At 69.2% G+C, this 25,318-nt stretch carries 20 protein-coding genes; 10 read left to right on the top strand and 10 right to left on the bottom strand.

From position 1 onward, the window contains the following. Positions 1-3: 3 nt before the first annotated feature. Positions 4-1,578 carry a hypothetical protein gene (locus ACWGJ5_RS24260; protein ID WP_453311765.1) on the bottom strand — a complete coding sequence of 525 codons (1,575 nt, stop codon included), beginning with the start codon at positions 1,576-1,578 and terminating at the stop codon, positions 4-6. An 81-nt stretch (positions 1,579-1,659) separates the two neighbouring features. On the opposite strand from ACWGJ5_RS24260, the gene ACWGJ5_RS24255 reads away from it, so the two are divergent. Genes ACWGJ5_RS24255 through ACWGJ5_RS24245 form a run of 3 tightly spaced genes read left to right on the top strand, consistent with a single transcriptional unit; the run spans position 1,660 to position 4,129 of the window. Next, a complete protein-coding gene (locus ACWGJ5_RS24255) occupies positions 1,660-2,844 on the top strand; it encodes a hypothetical protein (RefSeq protein ID WP_453311764.1) in 1,185 nt (394 codons plus the stop codon). Further along, positions 2,841-3,815, top strand: a complete 975-nt coding sequence (locus tag ACWGJ5_RS24250; protein WP_453311763.1) for a phosphotransferase — start codon at positions 2,841-2,843, stop codon at positions 3,813-3,815. Before ACWGJ5_RS24255 ends, ACWGJ5_RS24250 begins: the two co-directional genes overlap by 4 nt. A 5-nt stretch (positions 3,816-3,820) precedes the next feature. Then, the gene (locus ACWGJ5_RS24245; RefSeq protein ID WP_453311762.1) at positions 3,821-4,129 is read left to right on the top strand and encodes a hypothetical protein; all 309 of its coding nucleotides are present in this window, start codon (positions 3,821-3,823) and stop codon (positions 4,127-4,129) included. Here ACWGJ5_RS24245 and ACWGJ5_RS24240 read toward each other — a convergent pair. Genes ACWGJ5_RS24240 through ACWGJ5_RS24225 form a run of 4 tightly spaced genes read right to left on the bottom strand, consistent with a single transcriptional unit; the run spans position 4,110 to position 7,991 of the window. Next, on the bottom strand, positions 4,110-4,880 hold the full coding sequence (locus ACWGJ5_RS24240; protein WP_453311761.1) for a succinate dehydrogenase/fumarate reductase iron-sulfur subunit: 771 nt from the start codon (positions 4,878-4,880) through the stop codon (positions 4,110-4,112). The two genes, ACWGJ5_RS24245 and ACWGJ5_RS24240, sit on opposite strands and share 20 nt — an antisense overlap. Next, positions 4,877-6,838 (bottom strand): fumarate reductase/succinate dehydrogenase flavoprotein subunit, encoded by a 1,962-nt coding sequence (locus ACWGJ5_RS24235; protein WP_453311760.1) that lies wholly within the window; start codon positions 6,836-6,838, stop codon positions 4,877-4,879. Before ACWGJ5_RS24235 ends, ACWGJ5_RS24240 begins: the two co-directional genes overlap by 4 nt. 18 nt (positions 6,839-6,856) lie before the next feature. Continuing rightward, a complete protein-coding gene (locus ACWGJ5_RS24230) occupies positions 6,857-7,678 on the bottom strand; it encodes a hypothetical protein (protein WP_453311759.1) in 822 nt (273 codons plus the stop codon). Between the two features lie 22 nt (positions 7,679-7,700). Beyond that, positions 7,701-7,991, bottom strand: coding sequence for a hypothetical protein (locus tag ACWGJ5_RS24225; protein ID WP_453311758.1), 291 nt, complete (start codon positions 7,989-7,991; stop codon positions 7,701-7,703). A gap of 314 nt (positions 7,992-8,305) precedes the next feature. On the opposite strand from ACWGJ5_RS24225, the gene ACWGJ5_RS24220 reads away from it, so the two are divergent. From ACWGJ5_RS24220 to ACWGJ5_RS24190, 7 genes are all read left to right on the top strand, one after another. Then, positions 8,306-10,495, top strand: a complete 2,190-nt coding sequence (locus ACWGJ5_RS24220; RefSeq protein WP_453311757.1) for an ABC transporter family substrate-binding protein — start codon at positions 8,306-8,308, stop codon at positions 10,493-10,495. A 153-nt stretch (positions 10,496-10,648) separates the two neighbouring features. Next, positions 10,649-12,556, top strand: coding sequence for a translational GTPase TypA (typA, locus tag ACWGJ5_RS24215; protein WP_453311756.1), 1,908 nt, complete (start codon positions 10,649-10,651; stop codon positions 12,554-12,556). Positions 12,557-13,104: 548 nt separating this feature from the next. Continuing rightward, positions 13,105-14,139, top strand: a complete 1,035-nt coding sequence (locus ACWGJ5_RS24210; RefSeq protein ID WP_453311755.1) for an ABC transporter permease — start codon at positions 13,105-13,107, stop codon at positions 14,137-14,139. 57 nt (positions 14,140-14,196) lie between these two features. Further along, positions 14,197-16,005 (top strand): ABC transporter substrate-binding protein, encoded by a 1,809-nt coding sequence (locus ACWGJ5_RS24205; RefSeq protein ID WP_453311754.1) that lies wholly within the window; start codon positions 14,197-14,199, stop codon positions 16,003-16,005. An 87-nt stretch (positions 16,006-16,092) separates the two neighbouring features. Then, on the top strand, positions 16,093-17,073 hold the full coding sequence (locus ACWGJ5_RS24200) for an ABC transporter permease (RefSeq protein WP_453311753.1): 981 nt from the start codon (positions 16,093-16,095) through the stop codon (positions 17,071-17,073). Between the two features lie 10 nt (positions 17,074-17,083). Next, positions 17,084-18,148, top strand: coding sequence for an ABC transporter ATP-binding protein (locus ACWGJ5_RS24195; RefSeq protein WP_453311752.1), 1,065 nt, complete (start codon positions 17,084-17,086; stop codon positions 18,146-18,148). A 35-nt stretch (positions 18,149-18,183) separates the two neighbouring features. Beyond that, entirely contained in the window at positions 18,184-19,305 is a 1,122-nt protein-coding gene (locus ACWGJ5_RS24190) for an ABC transporter ATP-binding protein (RefSeq protein ID WP_453311751.1), read from the top strand. Here ACWGJ5_RS24190 and ACWGJ5_RS24185 read toward each other — a convergent pair. From ACWGJ5_RS24185 to ACWGJ5_RS24165, 5 genes are all read right to left on the bottom strand, one after another. After that, a complete protein-coding gene (locus ACWGJ5_RS24185; protein WP_453311750.1) occupies positions 19,302-20,048 on the bottom strand; it encodes a class I SAM-dependent methyltransferase in 747 nt (248 codons plus the stop codon). The genes ACWGJ5_RS24190 and ACWGJ5_RS24185 overlap by 4 nt on opposite strands. A 219-nt stretch (positions 20,049-20,267) precedes the next feature. Further along, positions 20,268-21,326 (bottom strand): ABC transporter ATP-binding protein, encoded by a 1,059-nt coding sequence (locus tag ACWGJ5_RS24180; protein WP_453311749.1) that lies wholly within the window; start codon positions 21,324-21,326, stop codon positions 20,268-20,270. A gap of 26 nt (positions 21,327-21,352) precedes the next feature. After that, positions 21,353-22,378, bottom strand: coding sequence for an ABC transporter ATP-binding protein (locus ACWGJ5_RS24175; RefSeq protein WP_453311748.1), 1,026 nt, complete (start codon positions 22,376-22,378; stop codon positions 21,353-21,355). Positions 22,379-22,389: 11 nt separating this feature from the next. Next, positions 22,390-23,373 carry an ABC transporter permease gene (locus ACWGJ5_RS24170; RefSeq protein ID WP_453311747.1) on the bottom strand — a complete coding sequence of 328 codons (984 nt, stop codon included), beginning with the start codon at positions 23,371-23,373 and terminating at the stop codon, positions 22,390-22,392. 95 nt (positions 23,374-23,468) lie between these two features. Continuing rightward, positions 23,469-25,256 carry an ABC transporter substrate-binding protein gene (locus ACWGJ5_RS24165; protein ID WP_453311746.1) on the bottom strand — a complete coding sequence of 596 codons (1,788 nt, stop codon included), beginning with the start codon at positions 25,254-25,256 and terminating at the stop codon, positions 23,469-23,471. Between the last annotated feature and the right edge of the window lie 62 nt (positions 25,257-25,318).

The raw sequence follows: 25,318 nt of genomic DNA, 5'->3' as shown, positions 1-25,318 counted from the left end.
GCACTAGTCAGGCGCCGACAAGCGGTGGCGGCCCCTGGTCTCCGGTCCGCCGTAGCTCGCCGGTGGACCCCCGTCCGGGTCCTCTGCCAGGAGGACTCCGCCCAGGACCGCAGCGGCCAGGCCCGGTGCGTCTCCGTCGGCGCTCGTGTGCGGGTTGCCGTGGGCCCGTACGTTCTGCTCGGCCAGGTCCCGGGCCTCGCGGGCCATGTCGTCGGCCTGGCCGGCGTGACCCGCGCCCAGTTCGCGTGCCGCCTCCGCCAGGCGGACCCGCGCCCGTGGGCCCACCGCACCCCGGTGCACCGTGACGAAGTCCTCCGCCCCGGCGACGGAACTCCTGGCCACGAGCAGCGCCGCGGCTGACGGCGCACCGGCGTGGCCCGTCTCCAGCCGCTCCACCGCCCGCGCGATCCGGCGCAGGGCGTCCAGCGGGTCGTACGGGCCCGTCGTCAGCTCCTCCCGTACGGCGGCCAGCACGCCGTCCGCGTGCGCCGGCCGGGCGTGCAGCTCGCCGCTGGTCAGAGGAACCGCAACGCCCCCTTTCCGGGCCGCCGCGATCTCCGCCTCCGCGCCGGTCAGCGCGGCCGGCACGAGTTCCGTCGCCTGCCGTAGTTCCGCGGCGAGCCGTTCCACCCCGGTGACCAGGACGTCGGCCTGGGCCACCGCGCCCTCCGCGGCGCGCAGCTGCCCGGCGGCCCGCGTGCCCTCGCCCGCGTCGGCCGACTGGCGGGCCTCGTTGAGCCGCGTGGTGGCGAACAGCAGCCGGTCCTTGGCCTGTTCGAGGTACCCGGTGACGGGCGCGACGGCCGCAGGCGTGCAGCGGTCGTACAGGCCGGTCAGGGTGTCCGAGGCGGTCAGCGTCCGCCCCGTCAGCTCCCGGAACCGCCCCTCGGCGACCTCCAGTGCCCCGGCCAGGCCCGGCCCCTCCAGGTCCCGCAGCCGGTCCAGCGCGGGAGCCTGGGCGTCCAGCCGACGCCCCGCCTCCGCGCACCGGCCGACCACGCCGACCAGCGCCTGCCGCCGGGCCACGTCGTCCTCCGGCACCCCCTGCTCGTAGCGCCGCCAGATCGCGCACGCGGCCGTCAGCTCGGTCTCGGCGGCCCGCAGCGCCTGCACCAAGGGCTCGGTGTCCCCCTGCGTGAACTGCTCCTGGACGAAGGAGAGTTCCTCCCGGCTCGTGCGCACACAGTCGTCGGCCAGGACCAGCGCGGCGCGCGCCTGGCGCTCGGAGTCGGCCGGTGTGGGCGCGGGCGGGGCGGCGGAGACGATCCCGGGGGTCGTACGGGTACGGGCGCGGTGGGTGCGGCGCAGGTAGCCGTATCCGGCCAGCCCCACGGCGGCGACCAGCGCGATCAGGGGCAGCAGGAGGTCGGTGGCGGACGTCTCGTCCCGCTGCGGCGCGGTGGCGCTCGCGACGGTCCCGCCGGGCGTCACGGGAACCGGATCTTGCGCACCGACCGTCATCACCGGCAACACCAGCCACCCGATCCCGACCACCACACCCACCACGGCGTGCGCCACCCGCACCCATATGTGCGCCTTGGCGCACCGGGGCCGGCCGCGGATCAGGGAGGACGTCACATTTCGGAGCGTATGGGCAGGTAGACGCCTTCGCGAGCGGGACGGATACGGGTGGGGGACGCGATGGGCAGGGGGGCAGGAATGGACACCAGGGACAGCGACGGGGCAGAAACGGACGGGGAGACCGGCGAGCTCACGCCACGGCCGCCCGCGGCCGCCGACGCCACCCGAATTCCACCCGCACCCGACGCCGAGCCCGCCCCCGAAGAGCCACCCGCACCGGACGACGGAAGCGGCCCCGCCGACACGGGGCCGAGACGCACATGGCCGCGCACACTCAGGCGCACCGCGCTCGTCCTCGTCCTCCTCCTGCTCCTTCCCGTCCTCGCCGCGGAGACCGCCCTCCGCCTCAACGACACCGGCACCCCCGACAGCGGCACCCACACCCGCAACCGCGACGCCATCTGGCTCGGCCACGCGTGGATCGACGGCCGCAGGACCGACGCCGACGTCACCGCACTCGCCGGCCGTCTGCGCGACACCGGCATCCGTGACCTGTACGTCCACGCGGGCCCCCTGGAACACGACGGCACGCTCCCCGAGTCGGCGTATCCCAGGGCCCGTTGGCTGACAAAAACCCTGCGCCGCCGGGCGCCGCACATCCGTGTGCAGGCCTGGCTCGGCGACGAGGTCGCCCCCGAGAAGCCGTACGCCATGCACCTGGAGCGGCCCGCGACCCGCTCCGCCGTGGTGGAGTCCACCCGCCGGATCCTGGACGCCGGGTTCGAGGGCGCCCACTTCGACCTGGAGCCCCTGCACTCCGGCGACCGGAACTACCTCGCCCTCCTGGACGCCCTGCACCGTGTCACCCGCGCCCGCCACGCCGTGCTCTCCGTCGCCGCCCACCAGATCGATCCGCTGCCGGCCTTCCACTCCTTCTGGGGCACCGTGACCGGCCACCCCAAGTGGTGGTCGCAGGCGTACTTCGGGCAGGTGGCGCGCCGCGTCGACCAGATCGCGGTGATGTCGTACGACACCATGCAGCCGTTGCAGAGCCTGTACGGCGGCTATGTCGCCCAGCAGACCTCGCTGGCCCTGGAGGTCACCCCCGAGTCCACCGACCTGCTCATGGGCCTGCCCTTCTACCACGAGAACCGCTTCGGCCACTGGGCCCGTGCCGAGACCGTGCCGGCCGCCGTGCGCGGGGTCCGTCTCGGCCTGTCCCGCACCGACAGGGACCGGGCCCGCTTCGGCGTCGCCCTCTACGTCGACTTCGCGGCCACCGAGGCGGACTGGGAGGCCTATCGGAAAGACTGGGTCCGGTGACCGGAACACGACAGCACAGGACCGTCGCCGACCTCGCCCCGCTCGCCCGTGCAGCCCTCGGCCGGCACCGCACGCTCACGGCCGTCACCCGGCTGCGGGGTGGTTCCAAGAAGGGCGTCTACCGGCTTCGCCTCGACGGCGGCGGCACCGCGATCGCATACGTCTGGTCGCCTGACGAGGACTACTGGGACCAGCCCGACGCCGACCCCCGCGACCCCTTCTCGCACGCCTCCGGGCTCGACCTGTTCACTGCCTCCCACGACCGTCTCGCGGCCGCCGGCGTCCGCACCCCGCGCCTGCTCCACGTCGACCCCGAAGCGACCGCGGCCGTGGTCGAGGACCTGCCCGGCGGCTGCCTGGAGGAGGCCCTGCGCCGGGACCCGGACGCGGCGGGCCCGGCGCTGCGGGAGCTCGCCGACGCCCTGCGGACCCTGCGCGGCTGCCGCTCCGCCGAGTACGGGAAGGTCGCGCTGGTCGACGGCGGCGGTACCGCGTACGGCGCCTCCTGCGCCCGGCTCGTCACCGAGCGCGCCCTGTCCGACATCGCCGAGACCGCCGTACGCGACCCGCGTGTGGCCGCCGCCCGGCAGCGACTGGAGGACGGCGTGCGCTCGCTGGCCGATGCGGTGCGTCCGCGCGCGGAGCACACCCTCGTTCATGGCGAACTCGGGCCGGACCACGTCCTGTTGGACACCGACGGCCGGCCCGCCCTGATCGACATCGAAGGACTGATGTACTTCGACGCCGAGTGGGAGCACGTCTTCCTGCGGCTGCGCTTCGGGCCGCACTACCGCGCGCTGCGCGACGGCGGCCTGGACGAGGACCGGCTGCGGCTGTACCGGCTGGCCATGCACCTGAACCTGGTCGCCGGCCCGCTGCGGCTCGCCGACGGCGACTTCCCGCACGCCGAGTTCATGCGCGGGATCGCGGAGCACAACCTGTGCGAGGCCCTGGCACTGGTGAGAGCCTGATCGGCATGCACATGTTCTTGGTGGTGGCGGCCGTGCTCGCGGTGACGCTCATGGGGGTGCTCGGTGTGCTGGCCGTCGCGGCGGAGTGGATACCGCCGCCGGCCCGTCGCCGGGTGCTGCGGCCCCGGCTGTGGGGGTACGGGGCGCTGGCCAGTGCGGTCGGGCTGGGCCTGTTCATGTTCCTCGGGCCGCTCGCCGACGCGGGGCTGGAAGCCCTTCCGGCCGCCGGGTGGTGCCTGTGGATGGCGGGCATGGTGGTCCAGCATCTTTCCCAGCGCCCCGGTCGCTCCGCTCCTACGAAGACCGCCTCCTGATCTTCGAACCCAGCCACACCAGCGGGTCGTACTTGCGGTCGACCGCGCGTTCCTTCATGGGGATCAGGGCGTTGTCGGTGATCTTGATGCCCTCGGGGCAGACCTCCGTGCAGCACTTGGTGATGTTGCAGTAGCCGAGGCCGTGTTCGTCCTGGGCCGTGCGCTTGCGGTCCAGACCCGTCTCGGCGGCCGCGTCCAGCGGGTGCATGTCGAGTTCGGCGATCCGCATCAGGAAACGCGGGCCCGCGAACGCCGTCTTGTTCTCCTCGTGGTCGCGGACGACGTGGCAGGTGTCCTGGCACAGGAAGCACTCGATGCACTTGCGGAACTCCTGCGAGCGGTCCACGTCCTCCTGCATCATCCGGTACTCGCCGGCGCCCAGCCCGGCGGGCGGGACGAAGGCCGGGACCTCCCGTGCCTTCCGGTAGTTGAAGCCGACGTCCGTCACCAGGTCCCGGATCACCGGGAAGGTGCGCAGGGGCGTGACCGTGATCGTCTCCGCGCGGTCGAAGACCGACATGCGGGTCATGCACATCAGCCGGGGCCGGCCGTTGATCTCCGCCGAGCACGAACCGCACTTTCCGGCCTTGCAGTTCCAGCGCACGGCCAGGTCGGGGGCCTGGGTGGCCTGGAGGCGGTGGACGATGTCGAGGACCACCTCGCCGTCGTTCACCTCGACCGTGAAGTCCTCCAGGCCACCGCCCTGCTCATCACCCCGCCACACCTTGAAGCGGGCCTCGTAGCTGCTCACTCGTACAGCTCCTCTTCGGCGAGGTACTTGACCAGCTCCTCCTTCTCGAAGAGGGCGAGCAGGTCCGGGCGGATGGGGGCGGTGCTCTCGCGGGCGAGGCGGATCTGGCCGCGGCCGGAGTCGGTCGCCGCGAGGCCGCCGGTGGGGTCGGCGAGCGTGCACAGCAGGTTCACGTTGCGCCACTTGCGGTCCATCGTGGGGTGGTCCTCGCGGGTGTGGCCGCCACGCGACTCGGTGCGCTCCAGGGCCGCACGGGCCACGCACTCGCTGACCAGCAGCATGTTCCGCAGGTCCAACGCCAGATGCCAGCCGGGGTTGAACTGGCGGTGGCCCTCGACCCCGGCCCGGCGGGCGCGTACCCGCAGCTCCGCGAGCTTGCGCAGGGCCTGCTCCATCTCGCCCTCGCGGCGGATGATGCCGACCAGGTCGTTCATGGTCTGCTGGAGTTCCTGGTGCAGGGTGTACGGGTTCTCCGACGGGCCCGCCTCGCCCTCCCGGTCCGCCTCGGCGGAGAACGGACGCAGGGCCTCCGCCGCGGCCGTGTTGACCTGGGCCTCGTCCACCGGCGGATGCTGGTACGCCACCCCCTGCGCGTACTCCGCCGCGTGCCAGCCCGCGCGGCGCCCGAAGACCAGCAGGTCGGAGAGCGAGTTGCCGCCGAGGCGGTTGGAGCCGTGCATACCGCCGGCCACCTCACCGGCCGCGAACAGGCCCGGCACCCCGCGCGCCGCCGCCGTGTCGGAGTCGACGGCGATGCCGCCCATCACGTAGTGACAGGTCGGCCCGACCTCCATCGCCTCCGCCGTGATGTCGACATCCGCCAGTTCCTTGAACTGGTGGTACATCGACGGCAGCCGGCGCCGGATCACCTCCGCCGGCATGCGCGTGGACACGTCCAGGAAGACCCCGCCGTGCGGCGAGCCCCGGCCCGCCTTGACCTCGGCGTTGATGGCGCGGGCCACCTCGTCGCGGGGGAGGAGTTCCGGTGGGCGCCGGTTGTTCTCCGGGTCCTCGTACCACCGGTCGGCCTCCTCCTCCGACTCGGCGTACTTCTCCTTGAAGACGTCCGGGATGTAGTCGAACATGAACCGCTTGCCCTCGGAGTTCCTGAGGACCCCGCCGTCGCCGCGCACCGACTCGGTGACGAGGATGCCCTTCACCGACGGCGGCCAGACCATGCCCGTCGGATGGAACTGTACGAATTCCATGTTCAGCAGCGGTGCGCCCGCGAGCAGGGCGAGGGCGTGCCCGTCACCCGTGTACTCCCACGAGTTCGACGTGACCTTGAAGGACTTGCCGATGCCGCCGGTAGCGATCACGACCGCGGGGGCCTCCAGGACGAAGAAGCGGCCGGTCTCGCGCTCGTAGGCGAAGACACCGGAGACCCGGCCCGCGGCGGAGCCGCTGTCGGATGCCGTGTCCTTCAGGACCCGGGTGACCGTGCACTCCTGGAAGACCTTCAGCCGGGACTCGTAGTCCCCGGTCTCCTTGAAGTCCTCCTGCTGCAGGGCGACGATCTTCTGCTGGAGCGTGCGGATCAGCTCGAGGCCCGTACGGTCGCCGACGTGCGCGAGCCGCGGGTACTCGTGGCCGCCGAAGTTGCGCTGGGAGATCCGGCCGTCCTTCGTACGGTCGAACAGCGCGCCCCAGGTCTCCAGCTCCCACACCCGGTCCGGGGCCTCCTGCGCGTGCAGCTCGGCCATCCGCCACTGGTTGAGGAACTTGCCGCCGCGCATGGTGTCGCGGAAGTGGACCTGCCAGTTGTCGTGCTCGTTGGCGTTGGCCATGGCCGCCGCGATGCCGCCCTCGGCCATCACCGTGTGCGCCTTGCCGAACAGTGACTTGCAGATCACCGCCGTACGGGCGCCCCGCTCGCGCGCCTCGATCGCGGCCCGCAGCCCGGCGCCGCCGGCACCGACCACGACGACGTCCCACTCCTGGCGGTCCACCACGGACATAAGACGGCTCACCTGTTCCTAGAAGAAGCGCGGGTCGGCGAAGACCCCGGACGCGACGAGATAGACGTAGAAGTCGGCGAGCGCCACGCTCAGCAGCGACGCCCAGGCCAGCTGCATGTGCCGGGCGTTGAGCCTGCCGACGAACTGCCACGCCTTGTAGCGCACGGGGTGTCGGGAGAAGTGCTTGAGCTTGCCGCCGACGATGTGCCGGCAGGAGTGGCAGGAGATGGTGTACGCCCAGATCAGCACGATGTTGGCCAGGAACACCAGGGTGCCGAGCCCCATGTGGCCCCAGCGGTAGTGGGTGTCCCGGAAGGACAGCACGGTGTCGTAGGTGAGCACGCCGGCGACCAGCAGGGCCGCGTAGAAGAAGTACCGGTGGACGTTCTGCAGGATCAGCGGGAAGCGGGTCTCGCCGGTGTACGTCCTGTGCGGCTCGGCCACCGCGCAGGCGGGTGGGGAGGCCCAGAAGCTGCGGTAGTACGCCTTGCGGTAGTAGTAGCAGGTCAGCCGGAAGCCGAGCGGGAAGATCAGGATGATGATCGCGGGGGAGATGCCCCACCAGCTCCCGAACAGGTCGGCGTTCGGCCCGGAGTGCATGGTCCGGCAGTTGCTCGCCAGGCACGGCGAGTAGAACGGCGAGACGTACGGCGCCGCGTAGTAGTGCGCGCCTGCGAAGGCCCGCCAGGTCGAATAGACGACGAAGGCCAGCAGACCGGCCGCGGTGACGGCGGGCGCCAGCCACCAGCGGTCGGTCCGCAGATGCGGGGCCGTGATCGCGGCGCGCGCACCGGTTCGTACGCCGCCGCTGTTCTGTTGGGGTTCCGTACCAGTGGCCAAGGCAGGCTCCGGTCGTCGGGGATCAGGGGGCGTGCCGGTCGCGGGCGCCCAGGCCCTCGTCGTCCGAGCCCACCCACAGGCTGGTGTCGTACGGCACGTCGGAGATGGTGACGAGGTCGGGGCGGCGCGGGGCTTCCCCGGTGGTGGCGGCCTCACGCAGCAGCGCCACGCTCTCGCGCAGATGGTCGGCGTCCAACCGGACCCGGCGCATCTCCAGGCCGCCGCTGCCGAGCTGGTGTTCCAAGCGTCCCAGCGACCGGTTCAGGTCGTCGAGAGAGCGCTGGACCGAGGTGATGTCGTCGTGCACGGACATGACTTGCCCTCACTTCCGCGGATCCGGCGGGCCCTGGGCGGCAACGTTCATGCGCCTTGGAGTGTTGCGCGTCACGCCTGTCGATGTGAAGGCGTGTGCAGCGATTGGCGGAGGCGCACTGGTGCATCTCCGGTGGTGTTGCGCCACACGGGTGGGGTTACCGCCCGTCGTCGCCGTGTCGCCTGCTGTGTCCGGATCCCTTCCTCTTCAGTGGGCCGCATAGATCTGATCAGCTCCAAATACCGCCAAAAGTGATCAGCTCCACATATTGACACAAGCGAGCATAAACCCGCGGCTTCCCGGAGGTAGCAGAGATGTACCACCACGGCGTCGGACTGCGTGCGGTGATGCGCTCGGTCTCCTTCCTCACCGCCGGCGCGCTCGCGGTGCCGTTCCTCGCCGGATGCAGCTCCGACGAGAAGGTCGCGAAGCCCCTCGCCGGGCAGGACATCGCCCCGGCCGCCCGTGACCTGGTCGCCGACGGCGGGACCCTGAAGTGGGCCGTCGACGGCGTACCGGAGACCCTGAACGCCTTCCAGGCCGATGCCGACGCCGGCACCAGCCGTGTCGCCCAGGCCGTCCTGCCGTCGATGTTCCGGCTGGACGCCACCGGCCGGCCGGTGCCCAACCCCGCCTACCTGGAGTCGGCCAAGGTCATCGAGACCGAGCCGCGCCAGGTCGTGCTGTACAAGCTGAACCAGCAGGCCGTGTGGAGCGACGGCCGGGAGATCGGCGCCGCCGACTTCGTCGCCCAGTGGCGCGCCCTGTCCGGGAAGAACAGCTCCTACTGGACCGCCCGCAACGCCGGCTACGACCGCATCGAGAAGATCGAGCGCGGCGCCAACGACCTCCAGGTCAGGGTCACCTTCTCCCGCCCCTACGCCGACTGGAAGTCGCTGTTCTCCCCGCTGTACCCGAAGGACGTCATGGGCAGCCCGGACGCCTTCAACGACGGCGCCCGCCGCAACCTGAAGGTCACCGCCGGGCCCTTCCGGGTGGACAAGGTCGACACCGCCAAGAAGGACGTCGTCCTCACCCGCAACCCGCGCTGGTGGGGCCGGCCCGCCAAGCTGAACGAGATCGTGCTGCACGCCGTACCCCGCGACAAGCGGGCCGCCGCGCTCGCCGACGGCAGCGTGGACATCGCCGACGTCGACCCCGGCGACGCCCAGCGGATCGGGCTCGCCGCGCACGGCGCCGCGAACCCGCTGCAGGGCTCCGGCAAGACCTCGGTGAAGAAGCTGCGCGCGTGGGCGCGCGCGCACGACTTCGACTCCGACGACGTCAGGGCCGGCCGGAAGAAGCTGCACAAGGCCATCTCCGACTACCTGGACGAGCAGCAGGAGCTGCGCGACGTCGAGGTCCGCAGGTCGCTGGAGCCCGCATACACCCAGCTCGCCCTGAACGGCTCCAGGGGCCCCCTCGCCGACGAACGCGTCCGCCGGGCCGTCGCCCGCGCCCTGGACCGCCGGGAACTGGCCAAGCTGGTCCTCACCCCGCTGGGCCTGCCCGCCGTCCCGGTCGGCAGCCATCTCGCCCTGTCCGGGCAGGCTGCGTACGCCGACAACAGCGACGCGATCGGCGGCCAGGACACCAAGCAGGCGCAGGAGCTGCTCGCCGACGCCGGCTGGGTGCCGGGCGGCCCGGTCAAGGAGCAGAAGAAGGGCCAGAAGGCGGCCGGCCCCGAGGGCAGGAAGAGCGAGAAGAAGGACACCCAGAAGAAGGACAAGGAGGACAAGTCCGACGGCGGCAGGGACGGCGAGTACATCGTCGGCGAGGACAACGACGAGGACGGCAAGAACGGCGGACGGGGGGACGGCGGCGACCGGCACCTGGCCCAGGAGGGCAGGCACGGCGGTGCACAGGGGGCCTACGCTCCCCAGGGCACGGCAGCGCCGGCAGCCGCGGCGGCACAGCAGCTCGCCAAGGACGGCAAGCCGCTCCTGCTCCGCTTCGTGCTCCCGTCCGGCGCCGGCTCCGAGACGCTGAACTCGGTCGCCGAGCGGATCTCGGCCATGCTGGAGCGGGTCGGCATCCGGACGACGATCAGCAAGGTCTCGGACGCGAGCTACTTCAAGGACCACATCGCCGCCGGCGACTACGACCTCGCGCTGTACTCCTGGCCGTCCTCCGCGTTCCCGGCGACGGACGACCGGCCGGTGTTCGCCAAGCCGGAGCCGGCGGCCGACGGCTCGGTGAACGTCGAGCAGAACTACACGCGGGTCGGCACGGACCAGGTGGACCAGCTGTTCGACGAGGCCGCGGCCACCCTGGACGAGGACGACGAGGTGTCGCTGATCCGCAAGGCGGACGCCAGGATCTGGGCCTCGGCCGGGTCCATTCCGCTCTATCAGCGGCCCCAGCTCGTGGCGGTGCGGAAGAACCTGGTCAACGCCGGGGCGTTCGGATTCCAGACGCCGGTCTACGAGGACATGGGCTTTCTGAAGAAGGGCGCGAAGGTCCCCGCCAGTCCCACGAACGCCTCCGCGAGTCCCCAGGGCTGACCTGCGCGGAGATGATCACACAGCCCTGAGGAGGCCGGTTCCGCCGGGGCCACGTACCATGGGGTGAGGCCGTGGCGTGTCCAGCCCGGCAGGACCCGCGCGACACAGACGTACGCGCAGGGCAATCCTCACACTCCGGGAGTTCGTCGCACTATGGCCACGCGCCACGACATCCGCAACGTCGCCATCGTCGCTCACGTCGACCACGGCAAGACCACCATCGTCGACGGCATGCTGAAGCAGGCCGGCGCCTTCGCCGCCCACCAGCTCGAAGGTGTCGACGACCGCATGATGGACTCGAATGACCTGGAGCGTGAGAAGGGCATCACGATCCTCGCCAAGAACACCGCGGTGAAGTACCACCCGAAGGACGGCGGGGACCCGATCACCATCAACATCATCGACACCCCCGGCCACGCCGACTTCGGCGGCGAGGTCGAGCGCGGCCTGTCCATGGTGGACGGTGTCGTGCTGCTGGTGGACGCCTCCGAGGGCCCGCTGCCGCAGACCCGGTTCGTGCTGCGCAAGGCGCTCCAGCAGCGCCTGCCCGTCATCCTGTGCATCAACAAGACGGACCGCCCGGACTCCCGCATCGACGAGGTCGTCAACGAGACCTACGACCTCTTCCTCGACCTGGACGCGGACGAGGAGCAGATCGAGTTCCCGATCGTCTACGCCTGCGGCCGCGACGGCATCGCCTCGCTGACCAAGCCGGACAACGGCACGGTCCCGGCGGACTCCGACAGCCTGGAGCCGTTCTTCTCCACGATCCTGGAGCACATCCCCGCGCCGACGTACGAGGAGGACGCGCCGCTCCAGGCCCACGTCACCAACCTCGACGCCGACAACTTCCTCGGCCGTATCGCGCTGCTCCGGGTCGAGCAGGGCGAGCTGCGCAAGGGCCAGACGGTCGCGTGGATCAAGCGCGACGGCTCCGTCAGCAACGTCCGCATCTCCGAGCTGATGATGACCGAGGCGCTCACCCGCAAGCCGGCGGAGAAGGCCGGCCCTGGTGACATCTGTGCGGTCGCCGGCATCCCCGACATCATGATCGGCGAGACGCTGGCCGACACCGAGAACCCGATCCCGCTGCCGCTGATCACGGTGGACGAGCCGGCGATCTCCATGGTCATCGGTACGAACACCTCCCCGCTGGTCGGCCGCGGCGGCACCGGCAAGGGCGCCGACGCGAAGGCGGCCGTGAAGGACCGCAAGGTCACCGCCCGCCAGGTCAAGGACCGCCTGGACCGCGAGCTGATCGGTAACGTCTCGCTGCGCGTGCTGGACACCGAGCGTCCGGACGCCTGGGAGGTGCAGGGCCGTGGTGAGCTGGCGCTCGCCATCCTGGTCGAGACCATGCGCCGGGAGGGCTACGAGCTCACCGTCGGCAAGCCGCAGGTCGTCACCAAGGACGTCGACGGCAAGGTCTACGAGCCGGTCGAGCGCATGACGATCGACGTGCCCGAGGAGCACATGGGTGCCGTCACGCAGCTGATGGGCGTCCGCAAGGGCCGCATGGACAACATGTCCAACCACGGTTCCGGCTGGGTGCGCATGGAGTTCGTCGTGCCCTCCCGCGGACTCATCGGTTTCCGGACCGAGTTCCTGACCCAGACCCGCGGCACCGGTATCGGGCACTCCATCCACGAGGGCCACGAGCCCTGGTTCGGTGCGCTGCAGACCCGTAACAACGGCTCGCTGGTCGCCGACCGCTCCGGTGCGGTCACCGCGTTCGCGATGACGAACCTTCAGGAGCGCGGCGTGCTCTTCGTGGAGCCGGGCACCGAGGTGTACGAGGGCATGATCGTCGGTGAGAACTCCCGCTCCGACGACATGGACGTCAACATCACCAAGGAGAAGAAGCTCACCAACATGCGGTCCTCGACGGCCGATGTGGCCGAGTCGATCGTGCCGCCGCGCAAGCTGTCGCTGGAGCAGTCGCTGGAGTTCTGCCGTGACGACGAGTGCGTCGAGGTGACCCCGGAGGCCGTTCGCATCCGCAAGGTCAACCTCGACCAGCGGGAGCGGGCGCGCGCCGCGAGCCGCGCCAAGCACGGCTGATTCCAGACCTCTTGAGCCCGGGTGCCCCCAGGATGGGGGCATCCGGGCTTTTTGCAACCCATTTTCCAGTGACCGTATGTCCGACATGCGGAGATCGCTGCCCGATAGCCATGTAACAAGTCCGTTTCGTGCCGTCTTCCGTCGAACAGTTTGTCCAGATTTTGGAAGGTGCAGCCGCGATCCGTGACTGAATTGAGATCTACGGGCAGTGGTCGGTGCTCGACCCATGGCAGATAGTTAGCCGCGTAGCGCTCGGGTCAATGGGTCCAGCGCACTGTGGGGACAGTGCGCCGACTCACGAGCACCAGGGGGTGTCTGGCCCTCCGTCAGGGGTGTCGGAGGGAAGACGGAAACCCTCTCCTGTTGGTGAACACGTGGAGTCATGAGGAGGAACCCCCATGCGCGGTGTCACAAGCACCAGGTGGGTCTGTTCGTCGCTTCCAGCGGTGTGATTCGGCTGTAGAACTACGCGCGTCCGCCTCGCGGTTCCGCGCGTCCTCGGAGTACCCGGGCACCTCTCACACTCATACCTGTGAAACGGACGAACCGTGACAAGTCCTATCGACATTGAGGGCGGCGGGACTTCGGTCGTCGTCGACGGCGAACCAGGGCCGGAGGCGAAGAGCGAAGCCGTCAAGCTCGAAGGCCGGTCCCCCGGCCGGCTGATGTGGCTGCGCTTCAAGCGCGACCGCACCGGTGTGATCTCGGCCTACGTCGTGGGCTTCTTCTTCCTGATCGGCCTGCTCGCACCGCTGATCGCCAGGCTGTACGGCAAGAATCCGTACACGGTGTACGCGGACGAGCGACCGGAACTCTTCGACAGCGCCGGCGTGCCGGTGCATCCCAACGGCGGTATCAGCAGCGAGTTCTGGTTCGGCCTCGAACCCGGCAACGGCTACGACGTCTTCACCAAGCTGATCTACGGCATCCGCACCTCCCTGATGATCTCGGTCGCCGTCACCGTCGCCGTCGTCGTCACCGGCATCCTGCTCGGTGTCGCGGCCGGCTATCTCGGCGGCAGGACCGACTACTTCATCGGCCGGGTCATCGACTTCCTGCTCGCCTTCCCGGCGCAGCTCTTCTTCATCGCGAGCATGCCGGTCGTGGTGTCCCTGTTCGTCAGCCCCCGCGACGAGACGCCCACCTACGTCCGGGTGGTGGCCCTGATCATCGTCCAGTGGTTCCTGGGCTGGATGGGGCTCGGGCGTATCCTGCGCGGCACCGCACTCGCCCTGCGGGAGAGGGAGTTCATCGAGGCGGCCAAGGTCAGCGGTGCCTCGTCGTGGCGGATCATCAGCAAGGAGATCCTCCCGAACGTCGTCACCCCGCTGCTGGTGCAGGCGACGTACCTGCTGCCCGGCTTCGTGACGGCCGAGGCCGGTCTGTCCTTCCTGGGTGTCGGCATCGTCGAACCGACGCCGGACTGGGGGCAGATGTTCTCCAAGGCGTCCACCGAACTGGTGATGCAGAACGACATCACCTACATGTTCTTCCCCGGCGTATCGATGATCATCTTCGTCGTCGCGTTCAACCTGCTCGGGGACTCGGTCAGGGACGCCTTCGATCCCAAGACCGCGCGCTGACCGCAGTACGTCAACCACACGGAACGTCAGTTTCAAGGATGGGTGGGAAATTTCGTGATGAGTAGGGGCGGACGCCAAGTCTCCAGCGCGCTCTCCGTGCTCGCCGCCGGAGCTCTCGTGCTCACCGGCTGCAGCAAGGGCGGCAGCGACAGCGGCACCAAGGACAACAAGGACCAGCAGAACGCCAAGGCACAGCAGGCGGCCATCAAGTTCGGCGGCACCGCCGAATCCCAGGGCCCCGCGCCCGACGTGCCGGGCGCCAAGAGCGGCGGCAGCATGGAGGTGCTGCAGCGCGACAGCTTCGCGCACCTCGACCCGGGGCAGATCTACGTCTCCGACCAGATGGCGCTCGCGCAACTGATCCACAGAGGCCTCACCGGCTACAAGGCCACCAGCAACGACGGCCACAAGCACGAGATCGTCGGCGACCTCGCCACCGACTCCGGCACCACCACGGACGGCGGGAAGACCTGGAAGTACACGCTCAAGGACGGCATCAAGTTCCAGGACGGCACCCCGATCACGTCCAAGGACGTCCGCCAGACCTTCGAGCGGCTCTTCGCGCCCTTCATCACCCAGGGCCCGCCCTACCTCCAGCAGTGGCTGGCCGACACACCGGGCGCCGACTACCGCAAGCTGCTCCCCGCCGGGCCGTACAAGGGCAAGCACCTCCCGAACAGCATCCTCGAGACGCCCGACGACAAAACCATCATCTTCCACTTCAAGAAGCCGCACGCGGACCTGCCGTACGCGCTCGCCATGGCCGGCTACTCCATCGTGTCCGCGAAGGGCGACACCAAGGAGAAGTACGACAAGGCCCCGCTGGCGACCGGCCCGTACAAGATCCAGTCGTTCAAGTCCGGCAAGTCGATGGTGCTGGTCAAGAACACCAACTGGGACCCGAAGACGGACCCGATCAGGCACCAGTACGTGGACCAGTTCAACTTCACGTTCAACCAGCAGTTCGAGACCTCCACCAAGGCCCTGCTGGCGGACAGCGGCGCCGACCAGACCGGCCTCAGCTTCAGCAACCAGGTCGACGCGGGCAACCTGTCCAGCGTCCTCAGGAACCCGCAGCTCAAGTCCCGTACGGTCTCCGGCTACCAGCCGTACGTCGGCCAGATGAACATCAACATGAGCAAGCCGGAGATGAAGGACATCCGGGTCCGCGAGGCCATCGCCTACGCACTCCCCGTCACCCCCTTCGTCCGCGCCTTCGGCGGCACGGACGCGATGGAGGTCGCCGGCGGCCTGCTCAGCCCGACCATCAGCGGCTACGACGCCTCCTTCGACCCGTTCGGCAAGAAGAAGAAGCCGGCCGGTGACCCGGACAAGGCCCGCGCCCTGCTCAAGCAGGCCGGCAAGCTCAACATGAAGCTGACCTTCGGCTACACCAACACCCCCGAGGGCCAGCAGTACTCCACGGCCATGGCGGCGGGCCTGAAGAAGGCCGGCTTCGACGTCCAGCGCCAGGAGATCCCGTCCGAGACCTACTACGACCAGGTCTCCAAGCTCAACAACAACTACGACATCTTCCACACCGCGTGGGGCGCCGACTGGCCGTCCGCCTCGACGGTCCTCCCGCTGCTGTACGACGGCCGCATCGTCGCCGACGGTGCGTCGAACTACTCGCAGATCAACGACCCCCACGTGAACAGCGAGATCGACCGCATCAACTCGATCACCGACCCGGTCAAGGCCGCGGCCGAGTGGGAGAAGCTCGACAAGTACCTGCTCACCAAGGTCGTCAACGTGGTCCCGACCGCGTACTACAAGCAGACCCAGATCGCCGGCTCCAAGGTCGGCGGCCTCGTCTACGACGACGTGATCGGCGGCGTCGACCCGCGTCGCCTCTTCATCAAGTAACCGTCCCCGTCCGGTACCCGGCGCGCTCCCGCACAAGGGACGCGCCGGGCACCGTCAAGGCCGCCGACGTCTGAGAGCTGCCCTGTCATGCTGCGCTTCCTCGTCCGCCGGATCATCGGTGCCGTCGTCATTCTGTTCCTGCTGAGCATCGTCACGTTCGTGCTGTTCTTCGGGGTGCCCCGGGACCCCGCGCTGATGATGTGCGGCAAGACCTGCAATCCGGACGCCATCGCGAACATCCACCATGTGCTCGGCCTGGACAAACCCATCACCGAGCAGTACTGGATCTTCCTGCACAACCTCGTCCTGGGCAGCAACCAGTTCGCCCAGGGGCCGTGCCCCGCCCCCTGCTTCGGCTACTCGTACCACACCAACGAGCAGGTCTGGGCCACCCTCATGGACCGGCTGCCCACCACCGTCTCCCTCACCCTGGGCGCGGCCGTGTGCTTCCTGTTCGTCGGGCTCGGCACCGGGCTGGTCGCCGCCTGGCGGCGCGGCACGCTGATCGACAAGGCGGCCACCGCGGGCGCCATGGTGATCAGCTCGCTGCAGATCTACTTCCTCGGCCCGCTGGCCCTGGCGATCCTCGTCTACCAGACCCACTGGTTCGACAAACCCGCCTACACCGACTTCACCCAGGACCCCGTCTCCTGGTTCACCGGGCTGATCATCCCCTGGGTGATCCTCTCCACGATCTTCGCGGCGCAGTACACCCGTATGGCCCGGTCCTCGATGATCGAACAGCTCCAGGAGGAACACGTCCGCACCGCCCGCGCCAAGGGCATGTCCAGGGCCTACGTCTTCTTCCGCTACGCCTGGCGGGGCTCACTGATCCCGATCGTCACCATCTTCGGCATCGACCTCGGCTCGCTGTTCGGCGGCGCGATCATCACCGAGTACACCTTCGGCCTGCCCGGACTCGGCAACCTCGCCGTCCAGTCCGTGTTCTTCAGCGACCTGCCGCTGCTGCTCGGCGTGATGCTCTTCTCCGCCAGCATGATCCTGCTGTTCAACATCGTCGTTGACGCCACGTACGCCTTCATCGACCCGCGCGTGCGGCTGTCCTAGGAGCACTGTCTTGACCACTCTGACCAAGGAGGCCGGCGCCCTGAACCCGGCCGGCACCGGTCCCCTGCTCTCGGTGCGGGACCTGCACGTCAGCTTCAAGACCGAGGACGGCGTCGTACGGGCTGTGGACGGGCTCTCCTTCGACCTGGAGCGCGGCAGGACGCTCGGCATCGTGGGCGAGTCCGGCTCGGGGAAGTCGGTGACCAACCTGACCATCCTCGGCCTGCACAACCCCATGTTCACCACGGTCGAGGGCGAGATCCTGCTGGACGGGCGGGAGTTGACCACCGCCCGGGAGTCCGAGCTGGAGAAGCTGCGCGGCAACAAGGTCGCCATGATCTTCCAGGACCCGCTCACCGCGCTCTCCCCGTACTACACGGTCGGCCGGCAGATCGCCGAGCCGTACATGAAGCACACCGGCGCCCCGAAGAAGCAGGCCTGGGAACGCGCCGTGGAGATGCTCGGCAAGGTCGGCATCCCCAACCCCAGGGAGCGGGCGAAGGACTACCCGCACCAGTTCTCCGGCGGTATGCGCCAGCGCGCCATGATCGCCATGGCGCTGGTCTGCGACCCCGACCTGCTGATCGCCGACGAGCCGACGACCGCCCTGGACGTCACCGTCCAGGCGCAGATTCTGGACCTGCTCAAGGACCTGCAACAGGAGTTCGGATCCGGCATCATCTTCATCACCCACGACCTGGGGGTGATCGCCGACATGGCCGACGACATCATGGTGATGTACGCGGGCGGCGCGGTGGAGCGGGGCAGCACCGACGAGGTGCTGCGCGCGCCCCGGCACCCGTACACCTGGGGCCTGCTGAACTCGATGCCGCGCCTGGACTCCGACCTCGGCGCCCCGCTGTCCCCGATCCCCGGCGCCCCGCCCTCGCTGCTCAACCCGCCGTCCGGCTGTCGCTTCCACCCGCGCTGCAGCTTCCAGGAGCGGGTGGAGGGCAGGGGGCGCTGTGTCCGCGAGCGCCCGCTGCTCGCCCCGGACCGGGCCTCCGCGTGCCATCTCACGGAGGAACAGAAGCGGACCATCTTCATCGAAGAGATCAAGCCCCGTCTGGGCTAGTCGCCAGTCGCCAGTTGTCCTAGGAGGACACCGTCATGACCGAGGACATGGTCCTCCCGGCCCCGCGCGAGAAGAGCGCCGGCGCGGACGGAGAGCCGCTGCTGGAGGTCTCCGGACTGACCAAGCACTTCCCCGTCAAGGGCGGCTTTCCGATCCGCCGGACGATCGGCGCGGTGCAGGCCGTGGACGGCATCGACATCACCGTGCACGCCGGGGAGAGCTTCGGCCTGGTCGGTGAGTCGGGCTGCGGCAAGTCGACCACGGGCCGGCTGATCACCCGCCTGCTGGAGCCGACGAGCGGCACGATCACCTACCGCGGGAAGGACATCAGCCAGGCCACCCGCAAGCAGCTCGCCCCGATCCGCTCCGAGATCCAGATGATCTTCCAGGACCCGTACTCGTCGCTGAACCCGCGGCAGACGGTCGGCAAGATCATCTCTGGCCCGATGGAGATCAACGGAATCGAGCCCGAGGGCGGCCGCGAGAAGCGTGTCCGCGAGCTGCTGGAGATCGTCGGCCTGAACCCGGAGCACTTCAACCGGTTCCCGCACGAGTTCTCCGGCGGTCAGCGCCAGCGCATCGGCGTGGCCCGCGCGCTCGCGCTGGAGCCGAAGCTGATCGTCGCCGACGAGCCGGTCTCCGCCCTGGACGTCTCCATCCAGGCGCAGGTCGTGAACCTGCTGCAGGAGGTGCAGAAGGAACTCGGCATCGCGTTCGTGTTCATCGCCCACGACCTGGCCGTCGTCCGCCACTTCTCGCACCGGGTCGCCGTCATGTACCTGGGCAAGATCATCGAGGTGGGCGACCGCGACTCCATCTACACCCGGCCGCGCCACCCGTACACGCACGCCCTGCTGTCCGCCGTACCCGAGGTGAACCTGTCGGACGAGGACTCGGGCGGCCGCGAGCGCATCCGCCTGGCCGGCGACGTGCCGTCCCCCATCTCCCCGCCCTCCGGCTGCCGCTTCCGCACCCGCTGCTGGAAGGCCCAGGACAAGTGCGCGACCGAGGAACCCCCGCTGATCCAGATCTCCGGCAACCGCACCGGCCACCTGACGGCCTGCCACTTCCCGGAGGAGCCGACGACCGAGGCACGCGACGAGGACATCGTGCTGGACCCGGCACTGGCGGCGCTGGAGGAGGGCACGGACGACTAGACGGCCCGTGCGGCCACAGTGATGATCTCCGGGCCGGCGGGGGTGAGCGGCCCCCGCCCCCAGTCGCCGTGCTGCTCTACGACGGTCAGCCCGGCCTCGGTCAGGAAGCCTCCCAGGGACTCCCGGTCCAGGAACCGCAGGACGCTGTGGCACACCTGCGGGGTCGGCCAGCCGTCGCAGTCGTAGGTCTCGGTGAAGCGGATCCGGCCGTCGGGGTGAAGGTCGTCGCTCTGCACCTCGTGCCACACCCGCACCGGTGTGCCGTCGCCGGCGGTGATCTCGTGGACGCGCTCCGGGGTCCACCGCTCCCAGGCCCGCGCCGCCGGATTCCGCGTCTCGAACACGAACCGTCCGCCGTCGCCGAGGGCCGCGCGAACGGCTCGCAGACAGCTTCGGATCTCCTCGTCCCCGACCAGTTCCTGGAAGGCGTGCCCGGTCATGACGGCGAGGTCGAACTCCCCGTCCCACAGCCGGGTGCGCATGTCCCCGAGCACCCACTCGACGTCCGGCCGGGCCCGCCGCGCCTGTACGAGCATGGCGGGGGCCGGATCGAGCCCCATCAGCCGGCCCCGGTGCCCCTCGGCCCGGGCCCGCCGCAGCAACTGCCCGGTACCGCACCCGATGTCCAGCACCGAACGGGCCCGAAGCACCAGACCGAGGTAGAAGTCGTCACCCGGTCCCCAGGGATTGAGGCGGTCGTAGAGCGCGGCGAGCGTGAGATCGGTGAACACATGATCTACCACCGCGGCAGTTTGACACACGATGCTGAACGGTGCGTCAGGTTCCGGAGCACTTCTTGAGGGACTTTCAACTCTGGGCCGCAGCCACGCCCGTGGTACGACAAAGGCCCGCGTCTGGGGAGGCGCGGGCCTTCGTCCCCTGGAAGCGGACGTTCATGGGCTCGGGTCAATGGGCCGGTGAAAGTCCCTTCCGCAAGGGGGCGGCTGACGAAAAGGGGTGTGTCAGGCCGCCGCCTCGGGGTCCTTGGAGAGACGGTCCGCCGAGGTCCGGGGGGCGGGGATCGTCTCCTGCGTCTCAGGGTAGTGGCACGCCGTGAGATGACCGGGCTTGTTGCCCTCCACCTGCACCAGGGTGGGCGCCTCCGTCGCGCACTTCTCCGTCGCCTTCCAGCAGCGGGTGCGGAAGCGGCAGCCGGACGGCGGGTTGATCGGCGACGGCACGTCACCGGCCAGGCGGATGCGCTCGCGCGGCACCTCGTCCACCGTCGCCTCCGGTACGGCGGAGAGCAGCGCCCGGGTGTAGGGGTGGCGCGGGTTGCCGTACAGGTCGTCGCGGTCGGCGATCTCCACGATCTTGCCCAGGTACATGACGGCGACCCGGTGCGAGAAGTGGCGGACGACGGCCAGGTCGTGGGCGATGAACACGAACGCGATGCCGAGTTCCTTCTGCACCTCCTGCAGCAGGTTCACGACCTGCGCCTGGATGGAGACGTCCAGGGCGGAGACCGGCTCATCGGCGACGATCAGCTTCGGCTCCAGCGCGAGCGCGCGGGCCACGCCGATGCGCTGGCGCTGACCGCCGGAGAACTCGTGCGGGAACCGGTTGAAGTGCTCCGGGTTCAGGCCGACGATCTCCAGCAGCTCGCGGACACGCTTCTCGCGGCCGCCCTCGGACTCGATTCCGTTGATCTCCATCGGGCCAGAGATGATCTTGCCGACCGTCTGCCGCGGGTTCAGCGAGGCGTACGGGTCCTGGAAGATCATCTGGATCTCGGAGCGGATCGGCGCCAGCTCCTTGCGGCCCGCGTGCGTGATGTCCTGCCCGCGATAGGTGATCTTGCCGCCGGTCGGCTCCAGCAGGCGGGTGATCAGTCGGCCCGTGGTCGACTTGCCGCAGCCCGACTCGCCGACGAGGCCCAGGCTCTCGCCCTCGCCGACCTGGAAGTCCAGCCCGTCCACGGCCTGCACCGCGCCGACGGTACGGCGGATCGGGAAACCGCCCTTGATCGGGAAGTGCTTGGTGAGCCCGGAGACGTCCAGGAGGGGGTTCGTGTTGCTCATGGTCGTGAAGTCCCGTCTGGTGTCCGTCAGTTGTGCCGGGTTGCGGCGAAGTCGGAGAAGAGTTCCCGCTTCTGCTCCGCGGTCAGGTGGCACGCGGAGCCCCGGCCGTCGACCACCTCGAGCGTCGGGCGCTCGGTCGAGCAGAGGCCGCCGGCGACCTTCTCGGCGAACGCGCAGCGCGGGTGGAAGCGGCAGCCGGAGGGCGGGTTGAGCAGCGAGGGCGGGGAACCGGGGATGGGGGACAGCGGCACGTCGACCGGACCGTCCAGGCTCGGCATCGAGTTCAGCAGGCCCAGCGTGTAGGGGTGGTCCGCGGTGCTCAGCACCTGCTTCTTGGTGCCGCGCTCCACGCACCGGCCGCCGTACATCACCAGCACGTCGTCCGCGATGTCGGCGATGACGCCGAGGTCGTGCGTGATGAAGATGATCGCGGTGCCGAACTCCTGCTGGAGGTCCTTCAGCAGGTCCATGATCTGGGCCTGGACCGTCACGTCGAGGGCCGTGGTCGGCTCGTCGGCGATCAGCAGCTCGGGGTCGCAGACCAGCGCCATGGCGATCATCGCGCGCTGGCGCATACCGCCGGAGAACTGGTGCGGGTAGTCGTCCACGCGGGTCTCGGGCTGGGGGATGCCGACGCGGCGGAGCATCTCGATCGCACGGTCCCGGGCTTCCTTCTTGGAGCAGCCGGTGTGCTTGCGGTACGTCTCCGCGATCTGGACGCCGACCTTGTGATACGGCGACAGGGAGGCCAGCGCGTCCTGGAAGATCATGGACATCTTGTTGCCGCGCAGCTTCTCCAGGGTCCGCTCGGAGGCGGTGAGAAGCTCCTGCCCGTCGAGCAGGATCTCGCCCTCCAGGGCGGTGCGCTCGCGGTTGTGCAGGCCCAGGATCGCCAGGTTGGTCACCGACTTGCCGGAGCCGGACTCGCCGACGATGCCGAGCGTCTGGCCCTTCTCCAGGTCGAAGGAGAGCCCGTCGACGGCCTTGACGATGCCGTCCTCGGTGGAGAAGTGCACGCGCAGGTCGCGGACGGAGAGGAAGGGGGTGCTCATCTTGTCTCTCCTTAGGCGAGGCGGACGCGCGGGTCGATGAGGGCGTACACCGCGTCGACGATGATGTTGAAGACGACGATCGCGCCGGCGGCCACCATGGTGACACCGAGGAGCATCGGCAGGTCCATGTCCTTCACGGCCTTCACCGAGACGGCGCCGATGCCGTGCAGACCGAAGGTCTGCTCCGTGATGACCGCACCGCCGAGCAGCGAGCCGAGGTCCAGACCGAGGATCGTCACGATCGGGCCCATCGCGCCGCGCCAGGCGAAGCGGAAGAACACGGTGCGCCCGGACAGGCCCTTGGCCCGTGCCGTGCGGACGTAGTCCTCGCTCAGCGTCTCGACCAGCTGGGAGCGGGTCATGCGGGTGTAGTTGGCGGTGAAGATGATCGCCAGCACGAACCACGGCAGGATGAAGCCCCCGAACCAGGCCCCGGCGTTGTCCGTGAAGCCGGAGTTGTCGTTCGGGCGGGGCAGGAGGTGCCACTCGTCGGAGAGGTAGAACATCGCGACGATACCGACGATGTAGATCTGCAGCGAGGAACCGATCAGCGACGCCGAAGAGGCGATCTTGTCCAGCGCCTTGCCCTGCTTGACGGCGGCGATCATGCCGGTGCCGACGCCGAAGACGAAGAAGACGACCGCGCTGCCCAGGGCCAGGGAGATCGTGGTCGGGAAGCGGTCCAGGATGATGCCCGTGACCGGCTCACGGTTGATGAACGAGTAGCCGAGGCAGGGCGCGTTGCAGTGCCCGTACGACGCGTAGTCGCGGCCCATGAAGACGCCCTCGAGCCAGTGCCAGTACTGCACCGGCAGCGGATCGTCGATACCCAGGTTGTGCTTTACGAGCGCCAGAGTCTGTGGCGTGCAGACCTTGCCGCAGGCGACCCGGGCGGGGTCACGCGGAGCGACATAGAAGAGGAAGAAGGTGATGGCACTGATGATCAGCAGGATCACCGCTGCGCCGATTGTCCGGCGGACGAGAAAGCGGAACATGGCGATGGGATTCCCTGGGCGACGCCGTGGTGGGGGCGGAGGGGGACGGGCGGGGCGCCGGTGTGCGGCGCCCCGCCCCTGGACTGGCTTGGGCGTCAGGCCTTCACGTACAGCTTGTACATGACGAACGCCGAGAACAGCGGGTCGAACAGCGCGCCGCCGACCTTCGAGCCGTGCAGGTAGAACCGGCGCTGGAAGGTCTCGGGGATGATCGGAGCCAGCTCCGTCATGATCTTCTTGTCCAGGTCCTCCCAGGCCGCGCCGGCCTTGGCGGGGTCGGCGATGACCGCGTTCTTCTTGATCGCGTCGTTGACCCAGCTCTCGTTCAGCTGCGAGACGTTGTTGGACCCGTTGGCGATCGTGGCGCCGTCGAACAGCGGCTGCATGACGGTGTAACCGGTCGGCCAGTCCGGGGACCAGCCGAACCACATCACGTCGAAGCTGTTGTTGATCTGCTGGACCTGGTCGTAGTAGCTGGTGGAGTCCACCGGCTTGACGACCGGGTCGAAGCCCGCCGCCTTCAGGGCGTTGGTGATGACGACCGCCGTCTTGGTGTAGGCGTCGTTGCTGCCCTTGGGGTAGGTGTAGACGATCTTCTGGCCGAGCTTGCCGGCCTCCTTCAGCAGCGCCTTGGCCTTCTCCGGGTCACCCTGCGGCTTCTGCAGCTTGCCGTAGACGTCCTGGTGCGCGTAGCCGAGGATGTCGGGGCTGATGATGGAGGTCGCGTAGTCACCGGCGGCCTGACCACCGTAGATACGGCGGATCTGCTCCAGCGGCCAGGCGTGGTTGAGGGCCTGGCGCACCTTCGGGTCGGTGATGCGCTTGCAGTTGATGGCGTAGTAGTACAGGCCGCTGAGCAGGCCGTTGATGGTGCGCTGCTTCAGCTGCGGGTCGCCCAGGACCTTCTGCAGACGCTCGGCGGGCACACCGCTGTAGGCCATGACCGAGTACTGGTCGTCGCCGCTCTCGGCGATCAGACGGTCGGTGGCCGGCAGGGACTCGGTGCCGAACTGGAAGGTGAAGCTGTCCGGGTAGGCGTTGCGGATCGCGTCCGTCGCCGGGTCCCAGTTCGGGTTGCGGACCAGCTTCAGGGACTTGTCGACCGAGTGCTGGGCGATCTTGTACGGGCCGGCGGAGACCGGGTCCTTGTCGTACTTGTCCTTGGTGTCGTGGCTCACCGGCACGGCGCCGTAGGAGTGCATCGCCAGCGTGAAGTTGAGGTCCGGGCGGGCGACCTTCAGCTTCAGCGTGATGGTCTTCTTCGTCTTGTCGGTGACGATGGAGTCCAGGTGCTTGTTGCTGAACGGGCCCTTGTACTTCGAGCGGAAGTCGCTGGAGCCGACGAGCGCGGACTGGACGTACTGCGCGCCCTCGGTGGTGAAGCTGGCGAAGCCGCGCTCGATGCCGTGGCGGACGTCCTCGACGGTCAGCTCGCTGCCGTCCTCCCACTTCAGACCGTCCTTCAGGGTGAAGGTCCAGGTCTTGCCGCCGTCGGCCATGGTGCCGGCGTCGGTGGCGAGGTCACCGACCAGCTTCATGGAGCCGTCCATGGCGATCTTGTAGCCGGTCAGGGCACGGACGTAGAGGTTGGCGACGGTGGAGTTCCAGGCGAAGTAGATCCGCTGCGGGTCCAGGTGGGAGAAGTCGTCCGGACCGATGCCGATGATGTTGCCGCCCTTGCGCGCACCCGGGATCTCGGGGGCGGCGCCGGTCGAGTCCTCCTTGGTGCCCACGGTCACGTGACCGGTGTACTTGGTCGTGCCGGCGTGGGCGCCGCTGCCGCCCTTCCCGCCACCTCCGCCGCTGCTGCACGCGGAGAGGACCATGGAGCCGCCGGCCGCGACCGACGTGGCGATGACGAAGTTTCTGCGGGAAAGGGACATGGTTTCCTGCTCTGGTCGAGGAGAGATACGAGCTTCTCCGGCGGGCCCCGTCGCCCGGACCG

It is taken from the genome of Streptomyces sp. NPDC054783 (assembly GCF_053611725.1).
The sequence above is the reverse complement of the archived record's forward strand: the minus strand, read 5'-3'. Positions and strand labels throughout refer to the sequence as shown.